The 20,408-nt window shown below is 58.5% G+C and carries 15 protein-coding genes and 1 pseudogene; 5 read left to right on the forward strand and 11 right to left on the reverse strand.

The features are described 5' to 3' along the window. Nucleotides 1–137: 137 nt before the first annotated feature. From yidC to rpmH, 4 genes are all read right to left on the reverse strand, one after another. Nucleotides 138–1,799: a membrane protein insertase YidC gene (yidC, locus tag DSC91_RS25980; RefSeq protein ID WP_115781487.1), complete on the reverse strand. Its 1,662-nt coding sequence runs from the start codon at nucleotides 1,797–1,799 to the stop codon at nucleotides 138–140. A gap of 30 nt (nucleotides 1,800–1,829) precedes the next feature. Then, nucleotides 1,830–2,060 (reverse strand): membrane protein insertion efficiency factor YidD, encoded by a 231-nt coding sequence (yidD, locus tag DSC91_RS25985; RefSeq protein ID WP_006050604.1) that lies wholly within the window; start codon nucleotides 2,058–2,060, stop codon nucleotides 1,830–1,832. Between the two features lie 118 nt (nucleotides 2,061–2,178). Then, nucleotides 2,179–2,664, reverse strand: a complete 486-nt coding sequence (gene rnpA / locus DSC91_RS25990; protein ID WP_373291827.1) for a ribonuclease P protein component — start codon at nucleotides 2,662–2,664, stop codon at nucleotides 2,179–2,181. Nucleotides 2,665–2,693: 29 nt separating this feature from the next. Next, nucleotides 2,694–2,828, reverse strand: a complete 135-nt coding sequence (gene rpmH, locus DSC91_RS25995) for a 50S ribosomal protein L34 (protein ID WP_004198824.1) — start codon at nucleotides 2,826–2,828, stop codon at nucleotides 2,694–2,696. A 402-nt stretch (nucleotides 2,829–3,230) separates the two neighbouring features. Between rpmH and dnaA the strand changes: the two genes are divergently transcribed. The 5 genes from dnaA (at nucleotide 3,231) to DSC91_RS26020 (ending at nucleotide 10,893) form a co-directional block, all read left to right on the forward strand. Then, on the forward strand, nucleotides 3,231–4,871 hold the full coding sequence (gene dnaA / locus DSC91_RS26000) for a chromosomal replication initiator protein DnaA (protein ID WP_217482054.1): 1,641 nt from the start codon (nucleotides 3,231–3,233) through the stop codon (nucleotides 4,869–4,871). A gap of 219 nt (nucleotides 4,872–5,090) precedes the next feature. Next, nucleotides 5,091–6,194: a DNA polymerase III subunit beta gene (dnaN, locus tag DSC91_RS26005; protein ID WP_028197661.1), complete on the forward strand. Its 1,104-nt coding sequence runs from the start codon at nucleotides 5,091–5,093 to the stop codon at nucleotides 6,192–6,194. Nucleotides 6,195–6,309: 115 nt separating this feature from the next. Next, on the forward strand, nucleotides 6,310–8,781 hold the full coding sequence (gyrB, locus tag DSC91_RS26010; protein ID WP_115781488.1) for a DNA topoisomerase (ATP-hydrolyzing) subunit B: 2,472 nt from the start codon (nucleotides 6,310–6,312) through the stop codon (nucleotides 8,779–8,781). A gap of 526 nt (nucleotides 8,782–9,307) precedes the next feature. Beyond that, complete coding sequence (locus DSC91_RS26015) at nucleotides 9,308–9,697, forward strand: hypothetical protein (RefSeq protein WP_162831465.1); 390 nt, start codon at nucleotides 9,308–9,310, stop codon at nucleotides 9,695–9,697. After that, on the forward strand, nucleotides 9,685–10,893 hold the full coding sequence (locus DSC91_RS26020) for a hypothetical protein (protein ID WP_115781490.1): 1,209 nt from the start codon (nucleotides 9,685–9,687) through the stop codon (nucleotides 10,891–10,893). Before DSC91_RS26015 ends, DSC91_RS26020 begins: the two co-directional genes overlap by 13 nt. Before the next feature lie 33 nt (nucleotides 10,894–10,926). Here DSC91_RS26020 and DSC91_RS26025 read toward each other — a convergent pair whose 3' ends face one another. The 7 genes and pseudogenes from DSC91_RS26025 to DSC91_RS26055 form a co-directional block, all read right to left on the reverse strand. Next, nucleotides 10,927–11,418 (reverse strand): hypothetical protein, encoded by a 492-nt coding sequence (locus tag DSC91_RS26025; RefSeq protein ID WP_115781491.1) that lies wholly within the window; start codon nucleotides 11,416–11,418, stop codon nucleotides 10,927–10,929. Further along, nucleotides 11,415–11,843: an EVE domain-containing protein gene (locus tag DSC91_RS26030; RefSeq protein WP_115781492.1), complete on the reverse strand. Its 429-nt coding sequence runs from the start codon at nucleotides 11,841–11,843 to the stop codon at nucleotides 11,415–11,417. Before DSC91_RS26030 ends, DSC91_RS26025 begins: the two co-directional genes overlap by 4 nt. Before the next feature lie 206 nt (nucleotides 11,844–12,049). Then, nucleotides 12,050–12,618 (reverse strand): annotated as a pseudogene (locus tag DSC91_RS26035) (transposase); the annotation flags it as partial. Between the two features lie 299 nt (nucleotides 12,619–12,917). Further along, nucleotides 12,918–13,706 (reverse strand): HNH endonuclease, encoded by a 789-nt coding sequence (locus DSC91_RS26040; protein ID WP_115781493.1) that lies wholly within the window; start codon nucleotides 13,704–13,706, stop codon nucleotides 12,918–12,920. After that, complete coding sequence (locus DSC91_RS26045) at nucleotides 13,703–14,008, reverse strand: hypothetical protein (RefSeq protein WP_115781494.1); 306 nt, start codon at nucleotides 14,006–14,008, stop codon at nucleotides 13,703–13,705. Before DSC91_RS26045 ends, DSC91_RS26040 begins: the two co-directional genes overlap by 4 nt. Then, a complete protein-coding gene (locus tag DSC91_RS26050; protein ID WP_115781495.1) occupies nucleotides 14,005–15,996 on the reverse strand; it encodes a hypothetical protein in 1,992 nt (663 codons plus the stop codon). Before DSC91_RS26050 ends, DSC91_RS26045 begins: the two co-directional genes overlap by 4 nt. After that, nucleotides 15,993–20,405, reverse strand: coding sequence for an Eco57I restriction-modification methylase domain-containing protein (locus DSC91_RS26055; protein WP_115781496.1), 4,413 nt, complete (start codon nucleotides 20,403–20,405; stop codon nucleotides 15,993–15,995). The genes DSC91_RS26050 and DSC91_RS26055 overlap by 4 nt, the downstream gene beginning before the upstream one ends. Nucleotides 20,406–20,408 lie beyond the last annotated feature (3 nt).

The following is a 20,408-nucleotide window of genomic DNA, read 5'->3' on the forward strand; positions in this document are numbered from 1 at the left end:
GCCAATCGGCCGCCGAGTCATAAAAAAAGCCGCCCGGCGCAAACCGGGCGGCTTTTTTATAGTTAGCTTCTGCGTCTTTCCGCTTCTGCCTGTCAGTCAGCGGGCGCTACCGCCGCCCGCTTCAGGCAAGACATCGATCAGGCCGCTTTCGTCTTCGTCTGACCCATCATCCGCGTGATGTAGTACTGCTGGGCGATCGACAGCACGTTGTTCACCACGTAGTACAGCACCAGACCGGCCGGGAAGAAGAAGAACATGACCGAGAACGCGATCGGCATGAACATCATCATCTTGGCTTGCACAGGATCCGGCGGCGTCGGGTTCAGCTTGGTCTGCAGGAACATCGAGACGGCCATCAGCACCGGCAGGATGAAGAACGGATCCTGTTGCGACAGATCGTGAATCCAGAGAATCCACGGCGCACCGCGCATTTCAACCGACGACAGCAGCACCCAGTACAGCGAAATGAACACCGGAATCTGAATCACGACCGGCAGACAACCGCCGAACGGATTCACCTTCTCGGTCTTGTACAGCTCCATCAGCGCCGAGTTCATCTTCTGCGGATCGCCCTTGAAGCGTTCGCGCAGAGCTTGCATGCGCGGCGTGATCGCCTTCATGCGCGCCATCGACTTGTAGCTCGCGGCCGACAGCGGGAAGAACACGGCCTTGATCAGCAGCGTGAGCAGCACGATCGACCAGCCCCAGTTGCCGACATAGGTGTGGATCTTCTCGAGCAGCCAGAACAGCGGCTTCGCGATGATCGTGACCCAGCCGTAGTCCTTCACCAGTTCCAGACCCGGCGCAATGCCTTCGAGCATGCGCTCTTCTTCCGGGCCGGCGAACAGGCGCGCGGATACGTCAACCGACTGGCCCGGGGCGATCGCCGCCACCGGTTGCTTCACGCCGACGCGATACAGCGTCGGATCGATCTTCTCGACATAGATGTCGCGCTTCGCACCTTGCTGCGGAATCCACGCCGACGCGAAGTAATGCTGCACCATCGCGATCCAGCCGTTGTCGGCCGAATTGACGAAGTCTTCCTTGTTCTTGTCGATGTCGCTGAACGTCATCTTCTGGAAGTGGTGCTGGTCGGTGTAGACAGCCGGTCCGATGAACGTGTGCGAGAAGCGCGGCGTTTCCACCGGCGTATCGTCGCGCACCAGTTCCATATAGACCGACGGCGTGACCGGCGCGGTCCCAACGTTTTCGATCTTCGTGTCGACGCCGATCACATAGCTGCCGCGCGTGAACGTGTAGGTCTTGACGACCTTCACGCCACCCTTCACCGGCGACTCGAGGCTGAGCTGGAACGACTTGGCGTCGCCCGTCAGCTCGTGCGGCTGGTTCGGCACCGGCGTGTAGATGTCGTTGTGGTTCGGGAAATCGCCGCCGAGCAGACCCGTGCGCGCCACATACGTGTGGTTCGCGGTGCGGTCGAACAGCGTGATGACCAGATCCGGCTGCTTACCGTCGCCTTGCTTGACGAGCGACAGCTTCGACAGCGTGCCGCCGCGAGTGTCGATCTCACCGTTGTAGACGTCGGTGCTGAACTTGATCAACTGGCCTTGCGCCGCTGCCGGCGCGTTGCCCGGTGCTGCTGCTGCGTTGGTGGCCGGCAAATCGGCGGACTGGGTTCCCGGCGTCGTGGTTCCCGGAGCGGCGCTACCGACGGTCTTGGTCGGGTTGGCGCTCGGGAAGAACATCGACGGGCGTCCGTGGTCGCGTTGCCAGTTGTCGAACAGCATGACAGCTGACATGAAAAAGATGACCCATAGGACGGTGCGTTTGATATCCATGCGTTGTCTCAGTGTCGATGGAACGGCGCGTCAGCGCTTTTCAGAAGTGGGAGGCGGGACGAGATCGATGCCGCCCGCGGAAAACGGGTGACAGCGGCAAATACGCCTGGCGGCGAGATAAGTCCCGCGCGCGGCGCCATGATACTGGATTGCTTCGCGCGCGTAATCAGAGCAGGAAGGGTAAAAACGGCACCGATTGCCGAGCATGGGGCTCACAGCAAGCTTGTAGAAACGCAGTAAAGCGATGAGTACCGTTTGCATGTCTGGTGCGGCCGGACGGCGCCGCGCAACGTGGAGTACCGGGTGAGGCCCGCGCAGCTTGGCTGCCGTAGCTATCCCGGCGAACCGGATAGCTGCGAAGCGGGCGCTCACTTGAGCGTCATTCCGTCTTGGGCGCTTCCGCGGGCGGCGCCTCGCGACGGACAATTTCGCGCGCTGCCTTATCGAGCAGCACCTCTATCTCGCTGCGGCACAGCGCCCTCAACGGGGGCGACGAAGCGCTCGGCAAAGCCTTCTTGTCGAAGCGCGTGTGCAGGCGCAGCAGCACATCCCAACCGCCGAATTCCGCGCGACGCAGCCGGAAGGCTTCACGCGCGAGTCGACGTACCAGATTACGCGTGGCCGCGCGCGGCGCATACTTCTTGCCGATCACGAGACCTAAGCGAGCGTCGTTACCGGTGGGCCGGCCGTACACCACGAAGTGCGCGGTGCGGCGCCACGGGCGCAAACGAAAAACGGATGAAAATTCATCCGTTTTCAGTAGCCTTGCGGCTTTGGGGAAGGCGGCTTGCGCTCGCAACGGAACCGAGCCCAGTTGCGGCGCCCCAGCCGCTCCCGCTTCACCGCGGGTCTCGCTTATTGGCACAAACGGAGCGCGCAATCCGCTCGCCTGCCTTAGATGGCGAGGCGCTTGCGGCCCTTCGCGCGACGTGCGTTGATGACCTTGCGGCCACCTGCGGTCTTCATGCGAACGCGGAAGCCGTGGGTGCGCTTGCGACGGGTAACGGAAGGTTGGTAAGTACGTTTCATGTTGCTCTCACTTGATCGACTGATCGAAAATTAACCGCACGATCATCGCTGAAGCGGCAATGGCCGGAGGTTTACTGAATTGGTTTTCGCGGAACCCGCTATTTAAACCGGTTTTTCGTTGACCGTCAATAGTTTAGCCCTGTTCAGCTTGGCCCCAGGAAGACTTCGTCCGATGATCCGTCCCTGTGGATAACTCCCTTCCGATGACGTTTTGGCGTTAGAATCTCGCCTTACTTCCCAAGAATCCTGCACGCCGCTCCGGCTCGCTTGCCCCGCAAACCCTTGTGGCACAAGCGCCTGGAGCCATTGCGCCTGGTTCGGCCTAACTGCTCAGGGCCTTGTTGCGTATCCGCGACAGGGGCAGCGGCGAACCGCCGTGCACACCATAACGACAGCAACTCGATGAACGATTTCTGGCAACACTGTTCCGCATTGCTGGAGCGCGAGCTGACGCCCCAGCAGTACGTGACGTGGATCAAACCGTTGGCCCCGGTCGCCTTCGACGCCGCTGCGAACACGCTTAGCATCGCTGCGCCGAACCGTTTCAAGCTCGACTGGGTCAAGAGCCAGTTCTCCGGCCGCATTGCGGATATGGCCCGCGATTTCTGGCACACCCCGGTCGATGTGCAATTTGTGTTGGACCCCAAAGCCGGCATGCGCTCGCCGGCGGCGACCTCGTCGCCAGCTTCGGCGCGCCCGTCTTCCGCGCCTGGCGCAATGGGCGGCGGCCATTCGTCGTCGGGGGCAAACGGCGGCAGTGCCGCAGTGGACGCGGCGGTAGGCGCCGTGCAATCGGCACAAGCCGCGCGTGCCAATGGCGCGAACAGCGCCATGGCGAACCTCAACGCCAATGCACGCGCGGCAGCCGAACAAAACGCGAACGCACGCGCGGTCGCCGACGATGCCGCCGACCTTGATCTCCCCAGCCTCGACGCGAACGAAGCCGCGGCCGCCCGCCGCACGTGGCGCCCGGGCCAAAGCGCGAGCTCGAACGGCAACGGCGAGAACGACTCGATGTACGAGCGTTCGAAGCTCAACCCCGTGCTCACCTTCGACAACTTCGTGACCGGTAAGGCCAACCAGTTGGCACGCGCCGCGGCGATTCAGGTCGCGGACAACCCCGGCATTTCGTACAACCCGCTGTTCCTATATGGCGGCGTGGGTCTGGGCAAGACCCACCTGATCCACGCGATCGGCAACCAGCTTCTAATGGACAAGGCCGGCGCCCGGATTCGCTACATCCACGCGGAACAGTATGTGTCCGACGTGGTGAAGGCCTACCAACGCAAGGCGTTCGACGACTTCAAGCGCTACTACCACTCGCTCGACCTGCTACTGATCGACGATATTCAATTTTTCTCAGGCAAGTCCCGCACGCAAGAGGAGTTCTTCTACGCGTTCGAGGCGCTCGTCGCGAACAAGGCGCAGGTGATCATCACCAGCGACACGTATCCGAAGGAAATCTCCGGCATCGACGACCGCCTGATCTCGCGTTTCGACTCCGGCCTGACGGTGGCGATCGAGCCGCCCGAGCTGGAAATGCGCGTCGCGATTCTGATGCGCAAGGCGCAATCCGAGTTCGTGAGCCTGAATGAAGACGTCGCGTTCTTCGTCGCCAAGCATCTGCGCTCGAACGTCCGCGAACTGGAAGGCGCGCTGCGCAAGATCCTCGCGTATTCGAAGTTCCACGGCCGCGAAATCTCGATTGAACTCACGAAAGAAGCGCTGAAAGACCTGCTGACGGTACAAAACCGGCAGATTTCGGTGGAAAACATCCAGAAGACCGTGGCTGACTTCTACAGCATCAAGGTCGCGGATATGTATTCGAAGAAGCGTCCGGCGAACATCGCGCGGCCGCGGCAGATCGCGATGTATCTGGCGAAAGAACTGACGCAGAAGAGCTTGCCGGAAATCGGCGAACTGTTTGGCGGACGTGACCACACCACCGTGCTGCACGCGGTGCGCAAGATTGCCGCCGAGCGCGGCACGGACGCGCAGCTGAACCACGAACTGCACGTGCTGGAGCAAACGCTGAAAGGTTAAGCAGCCTGGAAGGAAATTTCGATCTGTTTATTTCGGAACTCGCCCCCATTTTAGTGGAGCGGTTCCGTTTTCAGGCACAATACAGGTTTAACCGCCCGGCGGCCGCGGGCGGAATTCACGCCGTGACAGGCGCTGCGTGGCGCCGGCGGGGAGCCGCGGTTGCGCGCTGTGAGGCTGGCAAGTCAGGCGCGCAGGCCGTTATATCAACGAAGGAACTCTATGCAACTGGTCAAGACCGAACGCGATAACCTCCTCAGGCCGCTGCAAACCGTGAGCGGCATCGTCGAACGCCGCCATACGTTGCCGATCCTCGCCAATTTGCTGATTACCAAGAACGGCCCTGACGTGTCGTTCCTGTCGACCGACCTCGAGTTGCAGATCACCACGCGTGCCGATTTTGGCGTGGGCGGCGATTCGGTCGCGACCACGGTGGCAGCAAGAAAGCTCCTCGACATTCTGCGCGCCATGCCCGACGGGCAGGTCACGCTCACGCTGAACGACAAGCGTTTGACTGTGCAATCCGGCAAGAGCCGCTTTGCGCTGCAAACGCTGGCGGCCGACGAGTTCCCGACCGTCGCTCAGGCTAAAGACTACGGCGCGAATCTGGTGGTTCCCCAGAAAACGTTCCGCCAGTTGCTCGGCATGGTCCATTTTTCGATGGCCCAGCAGGACATCCGCTACTACCTCAACGGCATGCTGCTGGTGGTAGACGGCGACCAGCTGATGGCAGTCGCAACCGACGGCCACCGCCTCGCGTTCTCGTCGATGAAGATTGAAGGCTCGTTCGCGCGTCAGGAAGTGATCATTCCGCGCAAGACGATTCTCGAACTGCAGCGTCTGCTGGAAGACATCGACGACACGCTGAAGATCGACATCGCGCCCACGCAGGTGAAGTTCACCTTCGGCCAGGTCGAACTGGTGTCGAAGCTGGTGGAAGGCAAATTCCCCGACTTCCAGCGCGTGATTCCGAAGTCGCACAAGAATCAGTTCGTGATCGGCCGTGAAGAACTGCAGCGCTCGCTGCAACGCGCCGCGATTCTGACCTCGGACAAATTCAAGGGCGTGCGCTGCATCATCGAGCCGGGCCAGTTGAAGATCATGTCGACCAACGCCGATCAGGAAGAGGCGCAGGAAGAACTGGAAATCGCGTACGACGGCGACAGCGTCGATATCGGGTTCAACGTCACGTATCTGCTCGACGTGCTCGCGAACCTGAAGGTCGACATGTTGCAAGTGAGCCTTGGCGACGCCAGCTCCAGCGCGTTGATCACGATTCCCGAGAACGACGAATTCAAATACGTCGTGATGCCGATGCGCATCTAACGCGTCCAAAAAATCAAGAAGACACCAAGGGGCGCAGCGCCCCTTTGGCGTTTTTATGGTGTTTTGAAAAGTCCCGAGCAGCAACCCAGCAGCAACGCAGAACCGGAAAAAATCCATGACTGAAACGAACAATTCGCAACCCGATAACAGCTACGGCGCCTCCTCGATTCAGATCCTCGAAGGTCTGGAGGCGGTGCGCAAGCGGCCGGGGATGTACATCGGGGATACGTCAGACGGGACCGGTTTGCATCACCTCGTATTCGAAGTGCTGGACAACTCGATCGACGAAGCGTTGGCGGGGCATTGCAACGACATCCAGGTGATCATCCACGCGGACAACTCGATTTCCATCACCGACAACGGCCGTGGTGTGCCGACCGGCCTGAAGATGGACGACAAGCACGATCCGAAGCGCAGCGCCGCTGAAATCGTGATGACCGAGCTGCACGCCGGCGGCAAGTTCGACCAGAACAGCTACAAGGTGTCCGGCGGCCTGCACGGCGTGGGCGTGTCATGCGTGAACGCGCTCTCGGCATGGCTGCGCCTCACGATTCGTCGCGACGGCAAGAAGCACTTCATGGAATTCCACCGTGGCGTGCCGCAGAACCGCCTCATCGAGGAGATCGATGGCGTGGCCGTCTCGCCGATTCAGGTGATCGGCGACACCGAAAACCGCGGCACCGAAGTGCACTTCCTGGCGGACGACACGATCTTCGGCAATGTCGAATATCACTATGACATCCTGGCCAAGCGGATTCGCGAACTGTCGTTCCTGAATAACGGCGTGCGCATCAAGCTGACCGACCAGCGCACGGGCAAGGAAGAAGATTTCGCGTTCGTGGGCGGCGTGAAGGGTTTTGTTGAGTACATCAACAAGAACAAGGCCGTCCTGCACCCGAACATTTTCCACATCAGCGGCGAGAAAGACGGCGTGGGCGTGGAAGTGGCGATGCAGTGGAACGACAGCTACAACGAAAACGTGCTGTGCTTCACGAACAACATTCCGCAGCGCGACGGCGGCACCCACCTGACCGGGTTGCGTGCGGCGATGACGCGCGTGTTGAACAAGTACATCAACGATCACGAAGTCGCGAAGAAAGCCAAGGTCGAGACGTCCGGCGACGACATGCGCGAAGGGCTCTCGTGCGTGCTGTCGGTGAAGGTGCCGGAGCCGAAGTTCAGCGCGCAGACCAAGGACAAGCTGGTGTCGTCGGAAGTGCGCGCGCCGGTGGAGGACGTGGTCGCGAAGGCGCTCGAAGAATTCCTGCTGGAAACGCCGAACGACGCGAAGATCATTTGCGGCAAGATTGTTGATGCGGCGCGGGCGCGGGATGCGGCTCGGAAGGCGCGTGAAATGACGCGTCGGAAGGGTGTTCTGGATGGGGTTGGGTTGCCTGGGAAGCTGGCGGATTGCCAGGAGAAGGACCCGGCGAAGTCGGAAATTTATATCGTCGAGGGCGACTCGGCAGGCGGCTCGGCGAAGCAGGGCCGGGATCGGAAGTTTCAGGCGATCTTGCCGCTGCGCGGCAAGGTGCTCAACGTGGAGAAGGCGCGCTATGACAAGCTGCTTTCTTCGGAGCAGATTGTGACGTTGATTACGGCGTTGGGTTGCGGCATCGGCAAGGAAGACTACAACCTCGACAAGCTGCGTTATCACCGCATCATCATCATGACCGATGCTGACGTGGACGGCGCGCACATCCGCACGCTGCTGCTGACGTTCTTCTATCGTCAGATGCCGGACATGATCGAGCGTGGGTATATCTATATCGCGCAGCCGCCGCTGTTCAAGATCAAGGCGGGTAAGGATGAGCGGTATTTGAAGGATGAGGCTGAGGTTAATGCTCACATTTTGAAGCTGGCGTTGCAGGGGTCGGAGTTGTTGGCTTCTGAAGGTGCTACGCCTATCACCGGCGATGCGTTGGGTGAGTTGGCTCGGGCTTATTTGTTGGCTCAAGCTGTGGTTAACCGACTGAGCCGGTTGTATGACGCTGGGGCGCTTGAGGCTGTGATGGATGGGGTTGTTATTGACCTTTCCTCGGAGGAGGCGGCTGCGGTGTCGGCGGCGGCGCTTGAGGCCAAGTTGCGGGATGATGCGTTGAAGCCGGAGGTTAAGGTCACGACGATGTATGACCCGGTGCGTGAGCTGCGCTCGCTGCGCGTTGCGCGGACTCATCACGGTAATCAGAAGATTTCTGTGTTGGATCAGGATTTTCAGCTCACTGCTGATTACCAGCAGCTGATCAATACCGCGAATACGTTTAAGGGGTTGATTGGGACTGGTGCTGTCATCAAACGCGGCGAGCGGAGTATGGCTGTTACCGACTTCAAGAGCGCTATGAAGTGGTTGCTGGCTGATGCTGAACGCAATATTTCCAAGCAGCGCTATAAGGGGCTCGGTGAGATGAATCCTGGGCAGCTTTGGGAGACTACGATGGATCCGACTGTGCGTCGCTTGCTTCGTGTGCAGATTGAGGATGCTATTGCGGCTGATGGCATCTTTACGACGCTCATGGGGGATGATGTGGAGCCGCGTCGGGCTTTCATTGAGTCGAATGCGTTGAGGGCGGGGAATATTGATGTTTGAGATTGTTGTCTCTCAGAATTGTTGGCTAGGTTCTCAATAAGCTGTCCGCCAGAGAGTTGACTCGCTTAATCTAACTTGCAGCGATCAAACACTTGGGCGACAGCGTTTCTCGAGAATTGTTTCGTCAAAATCATTGCGTTGCAGGAATTTCTGACGTCCAAGAAAGTTGGGTTCGCCCGTAGACGAAGACGAATTCTCGGCACGACGGACTCTTAATCCCTAGGTCGAGTGTTCGAGTCACTCACGCCCCACCAGCAAATTCAAAGGGTTGCATGTGAACGCATGTAACCCTTTTTCGTTTTTCGGGACGGTGTAACTGCTGTGTAAGCAGTTTGGACAAGCGAGCGAAGCTGAGCACGTACCACGCGCCTCAGGTTAAATGCCGCACTTGCAACGCCGACGAGCAAGTAAGGTCGTTGCAGCCGGTTGCAAATTCTCGCCCGGACAAGCGGGTTGTGTCACACTATCGGAAATAACATTTCCGGGGACTTGAAGGATGCGCGGGGTACCGAATCAGCGTTTCGACTTGGGCAATAGTCACTTCTACACTATCAAGCCGGACCACAGGGACGCCACCCGCGGTAAGTCGCAATGGAAGGTTACCGAGGTGCAGGAAAAAGAGATTTTCTCTGCGGCGTGCCTCGCAAAATGGGTTGTGGACGGCAGCACCGCGTGGGGACTATACCGTCCGCAGCAGGCGGTCCAATTCCTCGGGGTTGATAAGAGCCACACCTCAGACGTTTTCATCGCCAAATTCGTCCGAAACGCTGCTGACTGGCACGGCTATCCAGTGGCCCACACCCTCTCCGCAGACGATGTGCCGGACTCCAGCGTCCTCGACGCATGGCAATCTGCAAACATTCTTCCCCGCGCGAAGCTCCGCAAAATTGCGAGTATGCAACCATGCAAGCTGTAAGCCTAATCATTCCAGGCGAGTTCTGGGACAGCCAGATATATTCCGGAAAGCTTTATCTTTTCGGCGCAGACCACTCGATGCACGTCTATAACTGGGCGCGCGCAGTCGAGTCCGTTGTGTCCCGATACCCGTTGCTGCAGACGGCTATCCGCATTGCCTTTCTTGACGGCCAAATCCTCTATTCCGACGCGGGTAAGATGCTCGCGGGCGACCCTGAATTGCGCAGCGTAATGCAAAAGCAACTTGCGAATCTCGCCTCCACGAGCGATTTGCAAGTCAGTTTTGACGAAGCGGTCGGGAAGTTTCTGAAGATAAAGGACAATCCGTTTCCATATCCGCACGCCGACTCGGAAGTCTATTACCATCGAATGTATGTGGGACTTAAACAAGGCCTGTTTCATGCGCCCACTAGTTCGTTGGAGAGCGGGCAGGGAAATGATGTGGAGAAGCGCTGGGACAGTGCTGTGTTCAGCGTTAAGGCTTCCCACAACTACACGACGCTAGCCTGTGCGGCAGGTGACGAAGGGTTGCGAGAGTTCGCTGTCTTCGACTCGGCGGATAATACGGCTTCGTCGGACCCGACAATTGTCTCTAAACGCATTTGCACAGATTGCGACTGGTCCTATCAAAGCATCTTCGGCTCCGCACCGGGCTCGTCTGGATTTTTGGCTTCATATAAGAGAAAGAAGATTGCCGATAAGAGATACATGCGAGTTGCAGACCGCGTTGTATCCTCGGACGAGATTTTTCAAGGCGAAGGGGTCTCGTGGGGTTGTAAGGATAAAATCTTTAATTTTAAAGACGGAAGTTTGGCGGTTAAAAAATATGACCCTAGGCTAGGTACTAGCGAGGCAGTCGGTGTTATCGACCCCAAAATACCTGAACAGCAATTTCTGGACAAAGGCATACACAACGTAAGTGGACAGGGTGTTCTCACTTCCGCTGATGACATTGTCTCAACTGCTACGGCTCCTTTTGGGAGCGTTGTCGAAACACACGATGGCTTGCAGGTGATACGAAGCGATAACCAATTTGACTTTATCCCCGGAGAGCCTGTCAGCTGGCGGGTTTTTCCTCGCTCGGATAACTATGGAAATCAGCTTCACATCATTTACGACGATCACATTGAGATTCGCACTTACGTCCACGACTATTTTGTGGACCAAGCCTCAAAATGGGCCGGTATCGTAAGGTAGGGTAGTGAGGCAGGTCGTGTGACCTGCCTCAGTCTAAGCCTTGACTGCCCCCTTTCTCGGGCTCTGTCTCGACTTCTGTAGCCGCTTCTTGGTGGCTACGCGCAAAGCTATGCGCTCGGCGACGCTAGCGCAAAACTTCTTATAATCTTTGTCATCCTTACGAGCAGTTTTCAGAACGTCTGCGAGCGTAGCCCACGCCTCTTCTCTTTCGACTTGGTTCAGGTTGTCAAACGCCCCTTCCACAGCCATATAGAGGTCGTCCGCAAGCCGCGGGGGATAAGCCTCATGCCACGGCCTGACACCCTGCAACGCCTCGGGTCTGAAAACCCCAAGGGCTACGACTATAGCCATAAGCGACAAAACCGAAGCAACCAGGGTAAAAACAAGTACACCGCGATACTCTGCCTGCACTAGTGCTACTACGCCCATTACAGCGTTCAAAAACAATACACCAAGTACCAAAAATGCTATAGGGGTGTTCACGGCCTTGATTATGCCGCCCCACTCCCTTGTTTTATTGTTCATTCGACAGCCCCTTGGAAATTAGGGACCTTTTCTCGTCGGTCCTTAATTACCTTGGACAACCCTTTTATCGCTGGCGCGTCCAACAAAAAATTACTCGCATGAGGGGCACGAAACACAAGCATTTTTGCCAACACCGGGTCGTTTTCCAGTGAGCTCGCCTTTATCGGTTTGGAGAAGCGAACGCGGTATTCAATGTCTACGCCGTGACTGTCCCAATCCGCTTTCGGATATGGCTTTGACGTTATCACGCCCCATCCATACAAACCTTTGAAATGCTCGTCCCCAGACATCCACAAGTACACCAAATCGCCCGGAGCCATTTCAGTTTGATAACGGGTGGCGTACCACACCGCCTGTTCGCCAGGGACTATCGCTGAGCGAAGGTCTAATCGCTCAGGCTTCGTCTGAAATAAAAATACATTCATGAATTACCCCATTGTTTCACTGTCTGTCGAATTGCGTGCGGCGAATTTTTCAAACATTCGTTTGCGAACTCGCTGGACGACGAGTTCTGTGTTCGAGGCGCCTGCCGATTGCCTAGTCATGTTCCGGGCCAAGTGTCACCGGCCTGACGACCGGAAGACGTTCCGCATTCTACGCGCGCGCGTACGAGCCACCGGCTAACTTTATTCTGGCTGATGCGGCTCGTCTTCGCCTCGGCGACATCGGACTGCGTCCGGTCCGCCGTCGCCATCGCCGCAAGGTAACGCGCGATGCTCTCATCAATCTGCTGCATGCGTGCCCGGACCTTACCACTCGTGAAGTTGCGATCACGATTGTTGACGGCTTTGAACTTGCTGCCGTCAATCGCCACGATCGACTTTGAGAACAGATTCAGGTTACGGCACAACACGATGAATTGCCGGCATACATTACGGATCGCTTTGCCGTTGTCACGGCGAAAGTCGGCAATGGTCTTGAAATCTGGTAAAAGGCGGCCCGTGAGCCACATGAGCTCTATATTGCGTTGAGTTTCATGCTCCAAGCGCTGACTTGACTGAATACGGTTGAGATAGCCGTAGATGAATGAAGGAGACTTCCCCATCCGAGGTTCCGTCGAAGCCGAGATCATTGCAGGTCAAGCTCATCGAAGTTGACATCTACTATACGGACCGGGTTGTCGTCGGCGACATGGTCGTCGAGATACTCGGGTTGCAGGACGACTTGCTTTCGGCCTTCGCCTTCGACAAATCGCTTCATGTGCCTGAATGCGTTGCTACAGTTTAGGCGATCAGCACGTTTTACACAGGCTGGACCCGTTGCTGCCCTTTGACGGAGGCCTGCGAATGTCGCAAATTCCGCGCACAGCAGATGTTCAGAGAGTCGGCAATCCCACCATTCTGTGGTCGCACCGTCGACACGTCACCACGGCCATTTGCCATCGAGCACTGTTCGAGACGCGGGGCAACTTATCTCGGCCCAACATGCCCGCATCGTTGAGCGTCCCCGCATTTGACGCGATCTGATGCGCCATCCCTTGGCGGTATACCCACTTTCACTCAGCCATTTCCTCCTCCATGCTGAAATACCCGCTCCCGATGCCAAGGCATATAGTTCCGGTGCGCATCGTGCAGCAATCGCTCTCGTACTCGTAGCGCAGCGTCGAGACCCAGAGTGCGCCGCGCGGCCACGTCGAGCATTCCCGACACGATCACCGAACCGTCGTCGGCGACGGTGATGAAGCCCCGGTCAAAGGCAACGTCGAGGTTTGGTGAGAGCAGAAACCCGTTGAAAATATCGAGACGCTCGGCGTCACTGTCACAGAAAGCCCACGGCTTGATATGACTCGCGCGCAGCAGTTCAGGCACGGCGAGTCCGGTAATCGCGCAGCGTCCTTCCCAGTAATCGAGCAACCCCCCACGGAAGATGTCTTGTCCGACGCGCTGGACGACCAGCCGTTCGATCTCGGTGGTCCTTGGCAGCGTCGCGATCTGCTTCTCAAAACTGTGGAGCAACTCGTCAGGAAGTGTCTTGCTGAGCTGAAAGGCGCGGCGAAGCAGGTGGTGGAGCGAGGGAATATCGGTGACAGTGCGGCCGCCGAGGGCTCCCTCCGGGAACGGATCGGCCATAGGCATGCCGTATTGGTCGAGCGCGCGAGCGACATTTTGCTGTGAGAAGGTGGCATGCACTGCTGTGCCGCCCGCACTTCTGAGCCAGATGCGAAGCGGGCACTGCGTACTCGCGAAGCCCAGCCAATCCTGCTCGACCAACAGATCCAGGTCAAAACCGTTGTCCACAGCGGCCTTTTCGATGCGCGTGATCGTGGCCGGCGAGAAGTCCATTGTCATGGTTTCTGCTTCACTTGCTTCGACGCCGGATTGCGAACCTCGCCGCTTTTGTCGCGGGCTTCTTCATCAATCCCCTGGTCTATCGACGGTTCCAACGACAGCGAAGTGAGTTCCGTCAGCGTGAGCTGCGCATAAATCTCATGGAGTTGTCGCTTTGGCAATGCTCGCGGTTGTGACGTTTGATACTCGGCGACGGGCGGGGGTGATAGGCTACCTCTCGTAGGAGGGAGCTTTAGCTTGGCCACGGCCCAGCCCTGCTTCGTAGCGTCGCCCAGCAGCAGAGACGTGAAGAGCAACGTCATAGGTCACACCTCAGCAGTCGCTGTTCGGATGGCACTCCAGCAAGAGTGAGTACATGCCAAGGGGCACTGAGAAGCGCCTGGGGCGGCTTCGTGGTCGTGGTGATGATGTACTGGAACGAAGGCTCCCCAGAGAAGCAGCCCTCAAGATGCTGCCCGAACAGGAACAGTCTCTCGTAGATATCGAGTGACAGGTCCGCTTCTCGCGGTCCGTCGTGAAGAAGAAATCGCGGAAAGGACCCTCGACCCTGAACACTCTCGGTTAGCGCCGCCAAGTCGAACGCCAGTAACTTTACGGTCGCAATAGCGGCGCTCTCGCGTTCACCATTGTGTTCAACCGTCAGCGCCAGAGAGCGCCCCGCGGCCGTAACGGTCGCAGTAACCTCATCTCCTAGGATTGCGCGCACGACGTAGTCGAATGTGGAAGCAAGGTGGCTCAGCCGCATGCTATTCTGGGCGCGGAGTTGCTCTTGGACGACGTACGAGGCATCGATCGCTACGGTTAAGGTTTCGATGGTTTCACGCTCATTGCGCGCGGTCGATTCAGCCCACTCTGCGTTATCCAACTGCTTGTCAAGATGGACAACGCCGGCGCGTTCTTCGAGTAACCGCCCTCGCTTTTGTTCGAGCTCGGTACGCGCAACCATCTCAGCTCTTGCAGCAGTCGATCGCTGGGCGATGCGCTCGCCAAGCACACCTCGAGCTTGTGCCAAACTAACATCAAGGGCTTGCACCAAGGTTCGCAGGCGCTCCATCTCGCCGTTCACTACGCGCTCACTTCTTTTAGCTGCCAGGTCGCTCGGCAGCGTGGACGCCAGAGGACAGGTGCGATCGCGGGCTAGGCTCATCGGTTGGTTGCAGTACCCGCGCGCGGGAGGAAGACTCGACAGGAGGGACGCCGCCTCGCTTGGCTCACTGAGTGCTGCTAGTGCACCTTGTTCTGCCTTCAGCCGGAGCTCCGCGTCCTCGACATCGCGCTTCGCGTTGGTTTCTTCTTCGATCGCTCGCTCAAGGCTGGCTCGAAGGGCCTCAACACCACTCGATGCCGTGAGTGCTGCGAGCTGACCATCAAGGGTACGCCGTTGCTCTCGCAAAGCATCTCGTGTAGCCGCGGTGAACAGCTCAGTTGACGTAGGCTCTGGAGTTTCGGGGAACAATTCGCTCAGCCGCTGATGGTCGACTAAGGCTTGATGTTCTAACAACGGCGCACGACGGACAGCCTCCTTCCTTTGGACTAAGCGCTGGGCATTGGCAAGTTGTTCGGCGCGCTCGGCGTCGCTAATCAGTCCCAGAACGGCGCGTACGACGAACTGGCGCTCATCGACACTCAGAGCGGGGGCATCCGACTCGCTGGAACTGTGGCGCCACTCGAGAAAGTCCGTGAACCGACACTCTTGGTCCCGTGAAAGCCACGGAAGAATGTGCTCCCATCGGATAGGCTGGTCGGTTGTCGGGAACCGGCGCGAGGGCAGACAATTTACAGCGGCACCAGCGATAGCGTCGAGAAAGTCTTGGTAGTCATGTCGCGCATCTCCATCGAACAATGCATCAAACGGAGCACCACGCCGGCAGAATGAATGTGCGCCGATCCCAAACGGTCGTGCTACAGCCCATTCGTCCCCGTCAACAATCACCTCTGCCAATAACCAGCCAGCCGGGAACTTATCTCGGATTCGTCGGCGCGTCCTCTCATTTGAGAGGCCATGCTCACCGAGGGCGTAGCGAATCAGGCGACAGAACGTCGTCTTTCCGGCCGTGTGTCCCGACATACCGGCCTGGAATAGCTCGTTTCCGCCGCCCGTATCACGAGGTGGCGTCCAAACGATGTTGAGCCCACGGCGCAATGAAACATCGCGCACGACGTACTCTTCGCCGCGGGCGAACTCTCGGACCACGCACAGGCGACGTACCCAGATGATCGGCTGTGTCACGCCGGCTGCGGGATGCAAGGCGCGGGGCAGATCGAGGTTAGGCAGTCGCAGTTGTGTCATCCGGTGGTTCCTGTCCGAAGTACCTCGCGAGCGTCGTCGGACAATCCAGTGTCCACTTGCGCGAGCTGCTGCGTATCGAGGCTGCCTACAACTTGAAGAACTAACCTGGCCTCGAAGTCGTGCCACGCGCCAATGTCTGCCGACGAAGGCGTGTTCGCGCCCCGCTCCACAGTGGCCTCTCCAGCTTTCACGTCAAAGCTGACGGCGCCATGCAATTCAAGCGTCTTGAGGAGCGGAAGAAGAGACACCGAGCTCGCTCGCGCGGAGACTGCCGTCACCCACTCGGTAGCTACCGACGAAGCGGCGGCTGGAGCGAGACCGCGGAGGACCGTCGGTTGGGTTCGAAGTGAGTACGCGCGGGCCAGTGTTGCGCGCCCAATGCTCCCATCGCTGGCGAGCACAATTGCCCAGATAAAGCGGGCGAGATCCTCGGCTGCCGGGAGATCCGTCACCGAGGCGGGCATCGCTGGCAGCACGAACCTTGGCGCATGCGCAACTCGAGGATCAGCGGGCGGCGGTTCGATGCGAGTCTGATAGGGCCTGCCGGTTCGTGCCGCTACCGCCATCTCGTCGTAGATTTCAAGGATCGTGTCTTTGGTTCGATACTTTCCACCATGAGCTTTCTCGTCGTTCCTCCGAACGATCGGAAAGCTATCCATCACGTAGTTAGTGTCGTCGCGCGATAACGCGTAGAGGTGAAAGAATGCGGCGTCGAGCTCACAGCGGAGCAGGAAGCGGCGCTCGGGGCTCCAGATGAATGGCGAGCCGTCGTAACCGACGTCACGGGCGAAAGGCTCAAGATCCCAGGCGGTGAAAGTGAGTTCGAGAACGCGAGGCTGCAGCCAATCGTGGAGCGTACGCCCCAGCCATGAGATGTGTTGGTCTCCTGCCGTCAGGGCAAGCAGGGGGAGTTGTTCGACGATGAACGCGCTCATATGCATGCCGCCGATCTTCTGTCGAGCGACGAAGTCAAACGCGAAAGTGGTGACGTTCGCAATAAATGTGTGAAGCCGTTCCACTTGGGTCTCTTCTACGAACACTACCTTTGCCGTGTCAGGAACAGCGAGCGAGGGAACAATCGAGGCGATGAAGCTACGTTCGTTTGTGGAGTTCGTTATGTCCCTCCAGGCTAACACCCAAGAGTGCTTCCAGCCCTTGCCGAATCGCTGCTTGGCGTCATCCTCAGGGTACCAATAGCGAGGACTTATAAAGCAACTAGGGTTCACCAGTTCAGCTGCAGTCAGTGGCCTATCGCCGTTGCGTTCGTTCGTAACCCAACGATGATCGTAGTGGTGAAAATACTTGCCCTCATAGAGCGGCAGACGATTCCCTCCAGGTTCCTTTTCGAAGCTGTTGGAGTCATCGGCGCTGTTGAGCAATCGTCTCAACTGAACCTTCCAGCCAGACGCGGGGATTACCGGCAAACGCAGGTAAATGGCCTTTGTGATCTCTGCGTCATGGCGCGTGCGGAAAATTGGACACGTCATTGTGGCCGGATTTAAAAGCGCGATTTCAGTCGCCGAAAGGTGGAAACGTCGCTCAGGGTCCTTCAGGTGCTCAACTCGCGTGGCGAAGAAGACGTACTCCGCAGATGTCACAGAAGAAGCACGGCCTGAGAGTGTCAGGATGCCGAACTTAAAGGAGCGGTGAACTGCGGGGAATATCGCCTCCCGATTCTCGAAATCAAAGAACGATACGAGGCTCCCACTCTCAACTATCGCCTGAAAGAAAAGCTTAGTTGAGTCGTCAGAGACGATCCCCGACGGTAGGATCTGGCCTACGCGACCACGCATTGATACGAGCGTCCGAGCTGCTTCCGCAAACAGAGAAAACAGATTGACCCGACCGACCCCGCACAATGGGTAGCGCACTTGCGAGCGCACAAAGGCATTTACCCCGTCCATCGCCCGCAGGGCTTCTTGGTATGCGCAAAACAGTGCGTGGTCTTCTATTTCAAGTTTCGCGATCATTCGCTTACGCACAGCCGCCGTTGGGGCTTGGGAAATATCAGGACGGCTGCCCGCAAAAAACTCCTCCTCACGAAAAAGCAGCGAGTCCCAGGGGGGATTCCCTAAAACAACATCAAATCCGCCCTTCGCGAATACCTGTGGAAACTGCAAGGTCCAGTGAAAGAAATGGCACTGATCTGCCAGCTCGTTCACAGTCTTTAGCAGGAGGGAGGGCGGCTGTCCTAGTCCATCACGAAGCTGGAGCCACAGTTCGTTCGTCGGGGCAAACTCGGCAACTTCGCCGGACCACTTCGGCCAGATGAAAGCCGCACACCATGCATCCGCGACGAGCTTCTGGTGTCGGTACTCGGCCGAATCAAGGATGCCGTCCCACTTCGATTCCTTCTTGGCGAGAGCCTCAGGATTCGCGTCGGGAGCAGCGTCCAGCTCGGCCACCGCCCGAGCAACTATTTCCGCTTCGGCGTTCGTGGGCGTGGACCAACCTAGGTCAAGCGATCGCTGGCCTCCGACCGCCTTCTGGTTTCGCTTCTTCAGCGAGCTCGCAATTTTCCTGTCATCGCCCCTGATTGGCTCCCACGCGGCGTCAGGGATGCCCTTTGCCATTAGCTCTGGCGTCGTGCCGAGCAGCGCATTGCCATGCTGGATATGTGAGTTGAGAAAGGTGAGCGGAAGCCCCGGCTCCACGGCTTCCATCCAGAGGCTCACTTTGCACAGCTCGACGGCCATGGGATTGAGGTCGACACCATAGATGCAGCGACCCACCACCTGCCGCAGAGCGTGTCGATACTCAGAAGCTGACGGCGTACCATTAGCCGAGATGCGCGCGACGTGCGATGCGAGCCGGCGTGCCGCCGCGAGCAGGAAGTGTCCCGAGCCACAGGCCGGATCGACGATCGAGAGGTTTAGCAGTGCATCGACCGGATTTTCCGGGTGCATCGCGACGGTGTCCTTGATGACCGGATCGAGGGCGCTATCGAGCAGGACCTGCACTAGGCTATCAGGGGTGTAATAGCTGCCCGAAGTCTTTCGAGCGTTGCCTTTTGTCTCGCCACCGGTCGCGAAAGCAAACTGCCTGCCGTCCTTGGCAATCTGCGGAACCAACTCGAGCAGGCTTTCGTAAACGCTACCGAGTTCCTCGGGGCCCATATCGCGCCAGTTCACCCGCGAAAGGCCGGAATCCTCACGCAGCCAAGAGAGCTTGAATACGGCGAGGAGCAGCGAGCGGTTCTCCAGCTTTGCGGCGTCCAGTGTAGGGCATTGGGACCGAGCAAATATGCCCGCCAATGCCGGGAGCCCGAGGCGGGGCTCGCCGGCGGCCACACCGCGAAACACTATCTTGGCCGCTTCCCAGAGGTCTGAGAAGCGGTCATGCGCGCTGCGCTTTACCGAACGCTCGCGGAGGCGACGCAAGCTGTAGCCTGTCGCGTAGAGCGACTTGGCCTTCTCGTTGGTGTCCTCGGGATGGAGCACGCCCCGCTCTTCGACGGTGAGCAGAAAGATGAGACGGTAGACAAGGCGCAGGAGCTGGTTGAAGTAGTCCTTGGTCGAGAGCGCTCCGCTCTGCAGCGCACTGCGGAGTGAGTGGTTATCGGAGTGGCTAAGGAAGCCTTGGCCTAGTGAGATGAGCGCGTCTTCCACGCCGCGCCGCAGATCCTCACGCGCGCGAGTGCCCTCTTCTCGACCGGCGATGCGCCAGGCTTCGAGCGAGCACTCGGTCACCGGCTGGTCCGCTCGTCCGAAGCGGCTCTCGTGCACGAGCAGCCAAAGTGCAGCAAAATCGGCGTATCGCTCTTCGGTGAAGAGACGCAGCAGGTCCGCTTCGATCCACGCCGGACGGGTGAGGCTTGCATTGTCACGAACGATACGAAGCGTGAGGCCGTCACTTACAAGACCCCACATCGCCGCGTCAGCGGCGTTCAGATATTCCTGTGCGAGACCAAAGGCACTGCGTCTGCGGGTGCCGTCGCCGAAAACAGGCGAGAGCGTGTCGAGACCCCTACCCGCTGGAGCGACGACCACTGGCACACGGCCACCGAGTGCGGCAAAGCCGATGGGGTAGCTGCGCTCGTCGAGCACGACGGACTCAGCTTTTACAAAGGAGGAAAATCCGAAGCTGTCTCTCAACAGAGCTTCAACGAAACGCTCAGCGAGCAATCGCGCGTCGGCCTTGCCTTCCCGGCCCGCCGCAAAGTCTGTCCAGTGCGCCTGCGCGATTCGCCAGAAGCGCCCGATCTCGTCGCGAAGGTTGAGTCCCTTGTGGATACGGTAGTCGGACTCGCTCTGCCCGCCGGCGGTCAACTGCGCGGCACGCGCGAGCCAATCCGGTGAAAGCAACCCGCCCTCGATCGAAAGGGCCTCAAAAGCAAGCTGCGTTTCCCGGGCGCGAGTGCTTCTGCGCCTTGGAGAGAGGTTCGTTGTAGACGGTTTGCGTTCTGCCATGAC

This window comes from Paraburkholderia caffeinilytica, assembly GCF_003368325.1.
Taxonomy (GTDB): domain Bacteria; phylum Pseudomonadota; class Gammaproteobacteria; order Burkholderiales; family Burkholderiaceae; genus Paraburkholderia; species Paraburkholderia caffeinilytica.

Coding starts and splice junctions, on each gene's coding strand:
- DSC91_RS26020 (WP_115781490.1), top strand. CDS start 9,685: ATGCAAGCTGTAAGCCTAATCATTCCAGGCGAGTTCTGGGACAGCCAG.
- DSC91_RS26040 (WP_115781493.1), bottom strand. CDS start 13,706: ATGACAATGGACTTCTCGCCGGCCACGATCACGCGCATCGAAAAGGCC.
- DSC91_RS26050 (WP_115781495.1), bottom strand. CDS start 15,996: ATGACACAACTGCGACTGCCTAACCTCGATCTGCCCCGCGCCTTGCAT.
- dnaN (WP_028197661.1), top strand. CDS start 5,091: ATGCAACTGGTCAAGACCGAACGCGATAACCTCCTCAGGCCGCTGCAA.
- yidC (WP_115781487.1), bottom strand. CDS start 1,799: ATGGATATCAAACGCACCGTCCTATGGGTCATCTTTTTCATGTCAGCT.
- DSC91_RS26055 (WP_115781496.1), bottom strand. CDS start 20,405: ATGGCAGAACGCAAACCGTCTACAACGAACCTCTCTCCAAGGCGCAGA.
- gyrB (WP_115781488.1), top strand. CDS start 6,310: ATGACTGAAACGAACAATTCGCAACCCGATAACAGCTACGGCGCCTCC.
- DSC91_RS26030 (WP_115781492.1), bottom strand. CDS start 11,843: ATGAATGTATTTTTATTTCAGACGAAGCCTGAGCGATTAGACCTTCGC.
- DSC91_RS26025 (WP_115781491.1), bottom strand. CDS start 11,418: ATGAACAATAAAACAAGGGAGTGGGGCGGCATAATCAAGGCCGTGAAC.
- yidD (WP_006050604.1), bottom strand. CDS start 2,060: ATGCAAACGGTACTCATCGCTTTACTGCGTTTCTACAAGCTTGCTGTG.
- dnaA (WP_217482054.1), top strand. CDS start 3,231: ATGAACGATTTCTGGCAACACTGTTCCGCATTGCTGGAGCGCGAGCTG.
- DSC91_RS26045 (WP_115781494.1), bottom strand. CDS start 14,008: ATGACGTTGCTCTTCACGTCTCTGCTGCTGGGCGACGCTACGAAGCAG.
- rpmH (WP_004198824.1), bottom strand. CDS start 2,828: ATGAAACGTACTTACCAACCTTCCGTTACCCGTCGCAAGCGCACCCAC.